Origin of the sequence: Meiothermus sp. (assembly GCF_025056915.1) — a bacterium.
Taxonomy (GTDB): Bacteria; Deinococcota; Deinococci; order Deinococcales; family Thermaceae; genus Meiothermus.
In genome coordinates, this window is sequence record NZ_JANWVH010000035.1 from 17,900 (window position 1) to 28,743 (window position 10,844).

9 protein-coding genes and 1 CRISPR repeat array are annotated in these 10,844 nt (G+C 65.0%); of the genes, 2 read left to right on the plus strand and 7 right to left on the minus strand.

Annotated elements, in window-relative coordinates; all coding sequences use genetic code 11:
* Positions 1-50: 50 nt before the first annotated feature.
* Together NZN28_RS07465 and NZN28_RS07470 are read right to left on the minus strand one after the other, a co-directional pair.
* Complete coding sequence (locus NZN28_RS07465) at positions 51-1,226, minus strand: UxaA family hydrolase (protein ID WP_295396798.1); 1,176 nt, start codon at positions 1,224-1,226, stop codon at positions 51-53.
* A complete protein-coding gene (locus NZN28_RS07470; protein WP_295396801.1) occupies positions 1,226-1,570 on the minus strand; it encodes a UxaA family hydrolase in 345 nt (114 codons plus the stop codon). Before NZN28_RS07470 ends, NZN28_RS07465 begins: the two co-directional genes overlap by 1 nt.
* 75 nt (positions 1,571-1,645) lie before the next feature.
* On the opposite strand from NZN28_RS07470, the gene NZN28_RS07475 reads away from it, so the two are divergent.
* A complete protein-coding gene (locus NZN28_RS07475) occupies positions 1,646-2,320 on the plus strand; it encodes a GntR family transcriptional regulator (protein ID WP_295396803.1) in 675 nt (224 codons plus the stop codon).
* Positions 2,321-2,600: 280 nt separating this feature from the next.
* Here the strand turns inward: NZN28_RS07475 and murQ are convergent, their stop codons facing one another.
* The 3 genes from murQ to NZN28_RS07490 are packed head-to-tail and all read right to left on the minus strand — an operon-like array spanning position 2,601 to position 5,847.
* Positions 2,601-3,491 (minus strand): N-acetylmuramic acid 6-phosphate etherase, encoded by an 891-nt coding sequence (murQ, locus tag NZN28_RS07480; protein WP_295396805.1) that lies wholly within the window; start codon positions 3,489-3,491, stop codon positions 2,601-2,603.
* 9 nt (positions 3,492-3,500) lie between these two features.
* On the minus strand, positions 3,501-4,412 hold the full coding sequence (locus tag NZN28_RS07485) for an N-acetylglucosamine kinase (protein WP_295396807.1): 912 nt from the start codon (positions 4,410-4,412) through the stop codon (positions 3,501-3,503).
* A gap of 4 nt (positions 4,413-4,416) precedes the next feature.
* Complete coding sequence (locus NZN28_RS07490; RefSeq protein WP_295396810.1) at positions 4,417-5,847, minus strand: amidohydrolase; 1,431 nt, start codon at positions 5,845-5,847, stop codon at positions 4,417-4,419.
* 134 nt (positions 5,848-5,981) lie between these two features.
* Here NZN28_RS07490 and NZN28_RS07495 point away from each other — a divergent pair, with 134 nt between their 5' ends.
* Positions 5,982-7,712 (plus strand): VanW family protein, encoded by a 1,731-nt coding sequence (locus tag NZN28_RS07495; protein WP_295396813.1) that lies wholly within the window; start codon positions 5,982-5,984, stop codon positions 7,710-7,712.
* Between the two features lie 117 nt (positions 7,713-7,829).
* Here NZN28_RS07495 and NZN28_RS07500 read toward each other — a convergent pair whose 3' ends face one another.
* Together NZN28_RS07500 and plsY are read right to left on the minus strand one after the other, a co-directional pair.
* Entirely contained in the window at positions 7,830-8,741 is a 912-nt protein-coding gene (locus NZN28_RS07500) for a GGDEF domain-containing protein (protein WP_295396816.1), read from the minus strand.
* A gap of 202 nt (positions 8,742-8,943) precedes the next feature.
* Positions 8,944-9,576: a glycerol-3-phosphate 1-O-acyltransferase PlsY gene (plsY, locus tag NZN28_RS07505; protein ID WP_295396819.1), complete on the minus strand. Its 633-nt coding sequence runs from the start codon at positions 9,574-9,576 to the stop codon at positions 8,944-8,946.
* A gap of 222 nt (positions 9,577-9,798) precedes the next feature.
* Positions 9,799-10,748: a CRISPR direct-repeat array (repeat unit 35 nt; unit sequence GTTGCAATCCCCTTGCGGGGCTATTTTTTTGCGAC).
* Positions 10,749-10,844: the final 96 nt, after the last annotated feature.

The window sequence follows — 10,844 nt, forward strand, 5'->3', positions numbered from 1 at the left end:
GCCGAGCTGAAAGCGTGTGGTGTTTGGCCCTTGGCCTTCAGCTTTCGGCTTTAGGCGCTCGGATAGAGCTTGGTAATCACAAACTCCTGGTGCCGCAGCAGCTCGGCGGCGGTCAGGCGCCCGTTCACGGTGCGGGCGAAGACCTCGAGGATGCGGTCGGCGGCCTGGTCGAGGTTGATGTCGCCGACCAGCAGGTCGGGCAGCTTTACGTCGATGTGTTCGCTCATGGTCGAGCAGGTGATGGGGTTGGGCGAGACCTTGATGACCGGAATCAGGGGGTGCCCCACGATGTTGCCCTGACCGGTGGTGAAGAAGTGCAGCACACTGCCCCCCGCCGCGCAAAGGGTAACCTGCTCGGCCCCCGCCGAAGAGCTGTTCATGAAGACCAGCCCCTGGCCCGGCTTGACCGGCTCGGCGTAGTTCAGCACGGCGTTTACGGGCCTTGTGCCGGTTTTCTGGATGTTGCCCAGGGCTTTTTCCTCGATGGTGGAGAGGCCCCCCCGAATGTTGCCCTCGGTGGGCTGCGAGCCCAGCAGGTCTACCCCCTGGGCCTCAATCATGGCGATGTAGTCCTGGTAAATCTGCATGAACTTGCGCTTGAGGGCGGGGGTGGCGCAGCGGTTGGCAATCAGGTGCTCGCCGCCGGTGAGCTCGGAGGTCTCGCCGAAAATGACCGAGGCCCCCATGTCCACCAGCCGATCCACCGCCCGGCCCTGGGCTTTGTTGCCAGCCAAACCCAGGGTAGGGTCGGACTCCCCGCACTTGATGGAGAGCACCAGCTCGGAAACCTGGATTGGCTCGCGCCGCAGCTCGGAGGCATCCTGCGCCATCTGGTAGGCCACCCGGCTGGCCGCGTTGATGACGTTGAGGTCGCCGTGGCGCTCGATGGAGAAGGTCTCCACGGGCTTGCCGGTTTTGGCGATGGCCGAGGCCACCCGCTCGGTCCACTTGGGCTCGATACCGATCACCACCACCCCGTGCACGTTGGGGTTGGCCCCGTGGCCCGAGAGGGTGCGGAAGGTGAGCTCGAGGTCTTCGCCAAACTGCAAGCGTCCGTAGGGGTGAGGCAGGGCGGTGGTGCCGTGAATCAGCCGGGCCACCCCCTCGGCGGCGGCGTTGGAGAGGTCGTCCACCGGCAGGATGAGCACATGGTTACGCACCCCCACCGCGCCGTTGGGTCGGCGGTAGCCGCTGAGTTGCATGCTGGAAGGGCTTTTTCTAGGCATTAGCGGCTCCTTTTAGCCCGGCCCGGGGCCTTCGGCTTTGCGCTTTTGGCTTTCTGGCCGTAGTTCCAGCGCAGCGTGCGGAGGTTGTGCACGTGCACGTAGCCGCCCTTGGGAACGGCCTGGGTCATTTGGCCCACCTTCTCCCCGTACTCGATGACCACATGGCCCTCGGGCAGGTCTTTGAGGGCAAGCTTGTGCCCCAGGGGAATATCCTCTAGCAGCTTGACTTTGTGCGGCTTTCCCCCCTCGAGGCTCTGGATGGTCAGCTCCTCGCCGGCTTTCAGGTCGGCGACGGCTACCGCCACATCATCGGTGCTCTTGTGCGCTAAAGCTCTATGTGCCACGAACCCTCCTTTGCTTTGGATGGGATTTTATATCTAAAATCTTTTATGGTCAATGTGCTAAACTTACGGACAAATATGGCGCTGGCCCGAACCACCCTGAACCGCGAAGCCTACAAAGCCCTGCGGCAGGCCATTCTGTCCCGCAAAATCCCCCCCGGGCAAAAGCTGGTGGTGCGGGTGCTGGCCGAGGAGCTGGGCCTCTCCCCCACCCCGGTCAAGGAGGCCCTGAGCGCCCTCGAGCGCGAAGGGCTGGTGGTCGCCGTACCCCACCGGGGCTACTTTGTGCTGGAGCCCAGCTTGGAGGACGTGCGGGAAATCTACGGCCTGCGCGAGGTGCTGGAGGGGTTGGCGGCCCGCCTGGCAGTGGAGCATAGCGGCAAAGCCCTGCAAAAAAAGCTGGAAAAACTCCTCTGCAAACAGCGCGAAGCCGCCGAGCGGGGCGACATTGAGGCCTATGGCGACCTCGACCTGGAATTCCACCGCAGCTTCTGGGAGGCTTCGGGCAGCCGGCGCCTGCTGGCCACCGCCGAGACCATAGACGGCCAGATTCGCATGCTCATCAACAGTTCGGCGGCCATCCCGGGCCGCCTGCCCAGGTCGCGGGCCGAGCACGAGGCCATTTTGCAGGCCGTGCAGGAAAAGAACCCCGAAGCCGCCGAGGCCGCCATGCGAACCCACGTGCGCAACGCGGGGCGGGCCTTGGAGGGGTTTCTCTTGAGTCGGGATTTGCAATCAGCCAAGAACGGGTAATGCCCACCTTGGGCGTACGACCAATGTTCCAGGGTGGGGCGTGCTGGGTCTGCCTCTAACTCCAAACCCCTAATTCCTCTGGAAGCAAAGTTGGTGTTGGGCGGTTCACGCAAATCAAATCGGGATAAGGCAGGTTGGAACTGTGCAGCAAAAGGCACGGCAGTTCGCTCTGATGTGTGTTTTCGGCCACAGCAAGGCATTGGGTGCGCCGGCCTCCCCGACACTTCCTCGCCCCGATGCCGGGCAACCCTCCCTCAAATCAACCAGCAAACGACCACCCCTAGCCACCGAGCGCCATCCGCACGTTGCCACCCACCCTGTCCAGCAGCGCCTGGGCGGCCTCGGCGTCCAGGTTTTTCTTCAGCATGACGATGGCGGTCTTGACCCGGTAGCCGGAGCGCTCGAGGGCCGCCCTGGCTTCTTCCTCCGGGGCCCCGGTGGCCGCCACCGTGAGCCGCACCGCGCGCGCCAGCAGCTTGGCGTTGGTGGCCTGCACGTCCACCATCAGGTTGCCGTACACCTTGCCCAGGCGCACCATCAGGGCGCTGGAAAAGGCGTTGAGGGCAATCTTCTGGGCGGTTCCGGCCTTGAGCCGGGTGGAGCCTGAAATCACCTCGGGGCCGGTGTCCAGCACAATGCCCAGCTGGCTCTGCTGCACAAGGGGGGTCTCGGGGTTGTTGGCGAGGCCGATGGTCAGGGCCCCCGCTTCCCGGGCTGCCGCCACCGCCCCCAGGGGGTAGGGGGTGGTACCCGAGGCGGCAATGCCGATAACCACATCGCTTGGGGTGGGGTGCAGGGCCAGCAGGTCGCGCCTGCCGGCCTCGTAGTCGTCTTCAGCCCCCTCCACCGCCTGCCAGAGGGCTTCCGGCCCCCCTGCAATGCAGGCCAAAGCCCGCTCCGGCGGCCAGGAGAAGGTGGGCGGGAGCTCGGAGGCGTCGAGCTGACCCAGCCGCCCGCTGGTGCCGGCGCCCACATAAATCAAGCGCCCGCCTGCGTGCATCCGCTCGGCGGCCCGTTCGACGGCTTCGGCAAGCTGGGGTGCGGCCCGCTGCACCGCCGCCACCGCGAGGGTCTGGTCGTTGACCAGGGCTTGTACGACTTCGAGGGGGGTGCGGGTCTCGAGGTCGCGGTGGGCTTCGCTAATCTGCTCGGTGGCCAGGAGTTTGCTCATAGGGCTCCATCAAAACGCATCGGATTGGCCTTCAGCCTTCAAGATTTCCAGGGCCATGCGGGCCGCCGCTTCGGCGCTCGAGGCGTACTGCACCGTGAACTCGAGCAGTTCCCTGGCCCCCTGCTCAATCAGGGGGCTGACCTGCAAGGCCCCCCCACACAGCACCACCGGCAGCGGTCCCAGGCGGTGCCGCAAGGTCAGGGCCAGTTCAGCCAGCTCGCGCCCGGCCTGGAGCAGCACCTGGGTGGCGGTCTCGTCGCCCTCCTCGGCGGCCCGCCCCACCGCCGGGGCCAGCGCCGCCACGGCCTGCCGCCCGCCCCCATACACATAGGCGCGGATGCGGGGCCAGTCGCGGCCCCCCAGCATGGCGTATAGCTGTCGGGCCAGCGGGTAGGAAGCCGTATCCAGTCCCGCATCGTGCCAGCGCAGCAGGTGGCGCAGGGCGGTCTTGCCAATCCAAAAGCCGGCCCCTTCATCGCCAATCAGGTAGCCATGCCCCCCGGCCCGATAAACGGCGCCATCCGGGGCAATGCTATAGGCCACCGAGCCGGTTCCAGCATAGACCACCACCCCCTCGCCGGGGGCAAAATGGGCCCGGTAGACCAGGTCCATGTCGTTGAGCACCCGCACCCGCTCATCGGCAAGTCCCAGCGCCCGCGCGATGTGCGCGCCAAAGTGCCGGGCCTCCGGGGTGCCCCCGTCCAGGCCGGTGATACCCGCCACCACCGCAGCGGGCGCATAGGGGCTGGTTTCCGCTAGCAGGGCATCCAGCGCGACCCACACCTGCGCCCGCATTTCCTCGTTGAACAGATGCCCCACGATGGGTGCGGCGCGCCCCTGGGCCACCACCTGGCCCGCAGCGTCCAGCACCGCCCATTTGCTGCTGCTGGCCCCGCCGTCTATACCCAGCACCCGGCTCATGGCATCACCCGACCTCGAGCCCCCCCGCAAACACCCGCCCCACCGGGCGGCCCTGCTCCCAGAGGGTCAGGTCGGCGGGCGCACCGGGGCGAATCTGGCCCTGCTCGGGCCAGCCTGCGGCCAGGGCCGCGCCCCGGGTATGGGCCCAGAGCACCTGAGCAGAGGTCAGGCTCTGGGCCGGGTTCAGGGGGTGGGCGGTGGCGGCTTGCAAGTTTAGCTCGTAGAGGGGCTTCATCACCGGGGCGTCGGAGCCAAAGGCCAGAGGCAGGCCGGTGTTCCAAAGGTCGCGCAGGCGGAAGGCCTCGAGCTCAAAGCCCTTCAGGTGGTAGCGCACCAACTCGGCATCGGCCAGCAGGTGCATGGGCTGCATGGAGAGGGCCAGGTTCAGCCCGGCAAAAAGCGGCAGCTCGGCATCGCGCACGTGCTGCACGTGCTCGAGCCGGAAAATTCGCCTCGCACCGGGCGACAAACGGTGAAACACCCCCAGCACCCCCAGCACCGCCCGCGTGCCGATGGCGTGCACCGCCAGGCCAAAACCCGCCTCCATAGCCGCCCGGCCCTCGCTTTCGATGAGCTCGAGGGCATCCAGGGCCAGGCCGTGCGAGCCGTCCGGGTAGGGCTCGATCATCCAGGCGGTGCGGCTGCCCAGGGCCCCATCGGCGAAGAACTTGACCGCCGCCACCTCCAGCCGCTCGCCCCGCCAGCCGGGCCGGGTTTCGCGCCAGTGGTCGCGGTCCAGCGCCCACCACAGCCGCACGGTCAGCCGCCCCGAGGCCGCCAGTTGCTCGGCCAGGCTGTAATGGCACCAGCCCATGTGATGTACGGCGGTGTAGCCCCGGCGGGCCAGGTCTTGCAGGCCGCGCTCGAGCTCGGCCAGACCGGGCTTGGGCAGCACCCGGTTGACTAGCTCCTGCGCGTTTTCCAGCAGGTAGCCGGTTGGCTCGCCGGCTCCGTTCCGCAGCACCACCCCACCGGGAGGGTCGGGTGTCTGGGCGTTGAGGCCGGCCCGCTCTAGGGCCTGGCCGTTGGCCCAGGCCGAGTGCCGGTCGCGGCTCTGCAAAAAAACTGGGTGATGCGGGGCGGCGGCGTCCAGCAGTTCGCGGGTGGGATAGGCCCGGAACAAATAGCCCCCACCCCGAATCCAGGCCCCAGGGGGCAGGGCGCGGGCCTTCTCGGCCACCTTCTGCGCCACCGCCTCTGGCTCGGTCAGGCCCTCCAAGTCCAGGCTATCAAGCTGCTGGCCCCACATCTGCGGGTGGGCATGGGCCTCATGCAGGCCAGGGGTGACCAGCTCAAAAGCCAGCTTTTTAGCGCCGGGATGGCGCGCGGCCAGGTCTTGCAGGCGCCCCACCTCAGCAATGCGGTCTCCCTCCAGGTAAACGGCCTCGACCGGCCCCCTCTCGGTCATGGTTTCGATGCGCCCGTGTAGCAGCATGGGGGCATCCTAGCAAAAACCGCCGCACCGGGTATTGGCAGAAGCCGGCTTCATGCAACCCACGGCCCGTCAGCATCCGATGGGGGGATTGCCTTCACACCGGTCGCACATTCAACCGCTATACTCAGAACTCAATGAGAAGGGGACTGCTGATTGGCCTGGGCATTTTCACCGGATTGGTTCTGGGCTGGGCCGTATTTGAGCGCTACCACCACAACCGGGTGTTTGCCGGTGTGGAGGCTGCTGGGGTCGCAGTGGGCGGTCTGACCCTGGACGAGGCCACCGCTAAAATAGCGGCGGCCACCCAGAACACCACCCCACCCCGCCTGACCCTCAAAGCAGGCGAAAAAACCCTCGAGGTCTCCGCCGCCGAACTCGGCTGGAGGCCCGACGCCCGCGCCACCGCCGAGCGGGCCTTTGCCGTGGGGCGCACCCGCTTTGCCGAGCGGCTGGCGGCTTTGGCGGGGCGGGTTCGGGTGCCGCTGGTGCCCCGCGTGGACGCCCTGGCCCTGGAAAAACGCCTGCAAGCCCTTGCCCGCACGCTGGAATACCCCCCCCAGGATGCCCGGGTGGTGTTCGAGGGCGGGCAGTACCGGGTAACCCCCGAAAAAGCAGGCCTGCGGCTCGACATCCAGGGCGCGATAGAGACCTACGTACAGCACCCCCAACAAACCGTGCTCGAGGTCTTCCCCCAAACCCTCACCCCCCGCCTCACGGCCTCCATGCTGGAGCCAGTAGCCCGCAAGGCCAACGAGCTTCTGCGGCCCCTGACCCTGCTCTACGCCGAACCCAGCCTGGCCGGGGGTGGGCAGGTGCACAAGCGCACCCTGAGCATCGGCGAAGTGGCCGCGCTGCTCGAGCTGGGGGAAGCCGTGCGGGTCAACCCCACGGCGCTGAACAAAATCCTGGCCCAGATGGCCCGCCACGACCGCCCCGCGGTGGATGCCCGGTACGTCATGAACCCGGAGGGACAGCTCGAGGTGCGCCCGGAGGCCCCAGGCTGGAAGCTGAACCAGCCCGAATCGCGCAGGCAGCTCGAGCGGGCCCTGCTGCGCCCCGATTTGACGGAGGTGGCCCTGGTGGTGGCCCCCAAAGCCGCCCAGGTGCGGGCCGCCGACCTGCCCAAAGCCGAAAACCTGGAGCTTCTGGCCGAGGCCACCACCTTCTACGGCGGCTCGTCCAATGAACGCATCGCCAACGTTCACGCTGCAGCCCGCAATCTGGATGGCTACGTGGTGCCGGCGGGGGGGGTCTTCAACTTCAACCAGGCCATCGGCGAAATCAGCCCCGAAAACGGCTTTATGGAGGCCCTGGTCATCTCCGGGGGGCGCACCCTCAAGGGCGTGGGGGGTGGGGTCTGCCAGGTTTCGACCACCGCCTTCCGGGCTTTGTACCAGGCTGGGCTGCCCATCCTCGAGCGCAACCCCCACGCCTACCGGGTGCGCTGGTACGACCCCCTGGTCGGCTACGACGCGGCGGTGTACCAGCCCTACCTCAACCTGCGGGCCACCAACGACACCCCAGGCCCCCTGGTCGTGCGCACCGCCTTCACCCGCTCCACCCTGACGGTGCGGCTGTTTGGCATTCCCGATGGGCGGCAGGTTTCGGTTTCCAAACCCGTGGTTCTCTCGCGCACCCCGCACCCACCGCCGCAGTACATCGTGGACAAAAGCCTGCGCCCCGGCCAGGTCAAGCAGGTGGACTGGGCCGTGGATGGCTACCGCACCCGCATCACCCGCACCATTACCCGCCCCGATGGCCGGGTTGTGGTTGACGTGCTCAACTCCAACTTCCGCCCCTGGCGGGCGGTCTATCAGGTGGGGCCCCCAGCCCCGGCTCCCGCCGACGAGGTGGCCTCGAGGTAGCCGACGTGGCCGCCCGCAAAAACGCGAATGCGCCCGGGCCTCTCCTCGAGTTTCCAGGCGGCCCCGGTTCGCTATAGCCTTCTCCAGCTCGTTTGGCTTGTAGATACGAAGCGCGCTCTAGGCCGGGCTGAGTTCCACCCGGTTGCGCCCGAGGTGCTTGGCCTGGTACAGGGCTTTGTCGGCCCGCTCGAGCAGGTTGTGAATGCTATCGCCAATGTGCCCCTCGGCCACCCCAAAGCTGGCCGAAACCGCCCCCACGGTGTCGAAAGGCCAGAAAGCGATGTCCTCGCGCAGGCGTTCCACCGCCGCCAGCACGTCGTGCTGGTTGTCGCCGCGCATTACAATCATGAACTCCTCGCCGCCCCAACGCCCCAGCATATCGCCCTTACGCAAGGAAGAGCGCAGGCGGCGGCCCACCTCCCGCAGCACCTCGTCCCCCACGGCATGCCCGTAGCGGTCGTTGATTTGCTTGAAATGATCCAGGTCGAGCAGCACCACATACAGCCCATGCGCCCGGTGCGCTTCCCCTTCCAGGTACTCACTCAGGGCCAGGCGGTTGGGCAGCCCGGTCAGGGGGTCGGTGCGGGCCAGGGTGTGCATCTGCAACACCTGCCGGTGGGCATCGGCCAGCTGATCCTTAACCGTAGCCAGCGCATACAGCAAACCGGCCATGGCAAACAAGCGCATCTCGCTCCGCACAAAGGCCAAAAACTCTTCCCGGTGCTGCCCCAGGGCCACCTCGCCCCCCAGCCGCAGCAACCCCAGGCTCAAGGTAACGCCCCCCAGGGCCAGGCTGAACACCAGGCCCCTGCGCGCATCCAGAACGATATAAAACAGGATCATCACAAACGCCATCACCCAGAAGGTGCTCTCAATCTCCACCCAGTTTTGCTTCAGGTCGCCCCAGAAAAAGTAATACGCCAGTTTGATGGTGAAAAAAACTGCGGTAAAACCGATGGCTTCCTGCTCAATGCGGCTCAGGCTGGCCTTTCGCCACAGACGCCAGGCCCAGTTTGCGCACATCAGCATGAAGGCGGGATACAGCCAGCGTATAAACTCTTCCCCTGGGCGCAAAGCCCAAATGAATACCAAAACTGGAATGGCCAGGAGCAAGCCCCAAAAGTAGGCGATTCGCTTCCTGTCCTTTAGTTTATCTAGCCGCAACCCCTGCACATGACCAGTTTAGGGGGCATAGGGGCAAACCCTGGTGCAAATTCTGTCTCGGATTCGGCTAGGGCGTAACGGAGGTGCGTCCAGCTTCCTCCGGGGCGGGTGATTTTTCCCCCAGGCGTCGCTCGTTTCCGGCCTGAAGGCGCTTGATGTTCTCGCGGTGGGTCCAGAAAATAAGGGCCGCCAGCACCAACACGGTCAGTATCTCCCACCAGGGCCGCCCCAGCGCAAGGGTCATCAGCACTGCGGTCAGGCCCCCAATCATGCTGCCCGCCGAAACAAACCGGGTCAGCCACATGGTGAGCACACCCACCGGAAACGCCAACAAAGCCACCAGGGGGTCAAGGAACAACAGCGTCCCAAAACTGGTCGCCACCCCTTTACCCCCGGTAAAGCGCAAAAACACCGAATAGTTGTGGCCCAGCACGGCTGCCAGCGCCACCCCGCCCAGCAGTAAGCCTTCGATGCCAAACAAGCGGGCCAGCAACACCGCAATGCCCCCCTTGAACACATCGAACGCCGCCACCAAAGCCGCCGGGCCCGCCCCCAGGGTACGCAGGATGTTGGTGGCCCCGGTATTGCCCGAGCCCACCTTTTGAATATCCACACCGTAGTAGCGGGCCACCCAAGCGCCCGCAGGAATCGCGCCAAACAAGTAAGCCAGCAACAGAATAAGCCAGGTTGTCCACTCCACACGGGCATTGTATATGGACTTTGGCTTTTCTCCGAGACCCCGGCAAGGGCTGCAAAGCCGCTTTTACAGCAAAAACTCCGAAACAAAATGGGCCTGACGTCAAAGCCCATCTCCACTGCGTGGGGGTGGGTAGGGCGGGGTCAACGCCGCGCAACCGCCCATAGCATTGACAACCTCGGAACTAAACCCCTCCAGCCTCCCCTACGTTGTAGGGGAGGGTTACAAACAATCCCCTTGCGGGGCTATTTTTTTGCGACGCAACTGGTACCGCGGGGAGCGGGTGCGCCTGGTCAAGGAGTTGCAATCCCCTTGCGGGGCTATTTTTTGCGACTATGCGAGTGTTCGTCGCCGTCCAACCCAACGGTAGGGTTGAGTTGCAATCCCCTTGCGGGGCTATTTTTTTGCGACGAAGATACTATCACTCATCGAAGTTGGACCCGTGATGGAGGAGTTGCAATCCCCTTGCGGGGCTATTTTTTTGCGACGAGGTAGCGATGATAGAAAGCATCCACGCCCATCTTGAAGCAAAGGTTGCAATCCCCTTGCGGGGCTATTTTTTTGCGACGTGGTAGCGCCTACCCGCCGCCTACGGGTTGCCCAGCCATGTGGTTGCAATCCCCTTGCGGGGCTATTTTTTTGCGACACATTTCGGGGGGGTCAGGGCGGCCTGACCGTCTGAGAGGCTGTTGCAATCCCCTTGCGGGGCTATTTTTTTGCGACCGCGCGCCCATAATAGGCGCAAAGCAAAGCCCATATGCCGCAGTTGCAATCCCCTTGCGGGGCTATTTTTTTGCGACCCCGCTTCCACGAGGGCTTGCTTGAGAGACTCAAACTTCTTCTGTTGCAATCCCCTTGCGGGGCTATTTTTTTGCGACCTAGCTATTTCAAAGAGCGCAAGCTTTTTTATCACAAAGTTGCAATCCCCTTGCGGGGCTATTTTTTTGCGACCAATACATGCACAGCCTGTCTTCCAGGTGTCCTGCCTTCCAGTTGCAATCCCCTTGCGGGGCTATTTTTTTGCGACTGAAGCCTTGCGGGAGTACCACCAGCGCATCAACGAGTTGCAATCCCCTTGCGGGGCTATTTTTTTGCGACACCGGGGTTCTGGATCCCGCCGCGGCGACTAATTATGCCCGCGTTGCAATCCCCTTGCGGGGCTATTTTTTTGCGACTCTGGCGGGGGTGCGTGAACTCGTCCTGAAAGGGCGGGTTTCGGAAGAGAGGCGGGGATGGAAATATGGTTCGCAGTTGGGGCGCTCGGCGGCGGT

Bases quoted from the DNA above. Each gene is read 5' to 3' on its own strand.
- NZN28_RS07490 (WP_295396810.1), bottom strand. From the start codon at position 5,847: ATGCTGCTACACGGGCGCATCGAAACCATGACCGAGAGGGGGCCGGTC.
- NZN28_RS07485 (WP_295396807.1), bottom strand. From the start codon at position 4,412: ATGAGCCGGGTGCTGGGTATAGACGGCGGGGCCAGCAGCAGCAAATGG.
- NZN28_RS07495 (WP_295396813.1), top strand. From the start codon at position 5,982: ATGAGAAGGGGACTGCTGATTGGCCTGGGCATTTTCACCGGATTGGTT.
- NZN28_RS07465 (WP_295396798.1), bottom strand. From the start codon at position 1,226: ATGCCTAGAAAAAGCCCTTCCAGCATGCAACTCAGCGGCTACCGCCGA.
- NZN28_RS07500 (WP_295396816.1), bottom strand. From the start codon at position 8,741: ATGCTGATGTGCGCAAACTGGGCCTGGCGTCTGTGGCGAAAGGCCAGC.
- murQ (WP_295396805.1), bottom strand. From the start codon at position 3,491: ATGAGCAAACTCCTGGCCACCGAGCAGATTAGCGAAGCCCACCGCGAC.
- NZN28_RS07475 (WP_295396803.1), top strand. From the start codon at position 1,646: ATGGCGCTGGCCCGAACCACCCTGAACCGCGAAGCCTACAAAGCCCTG.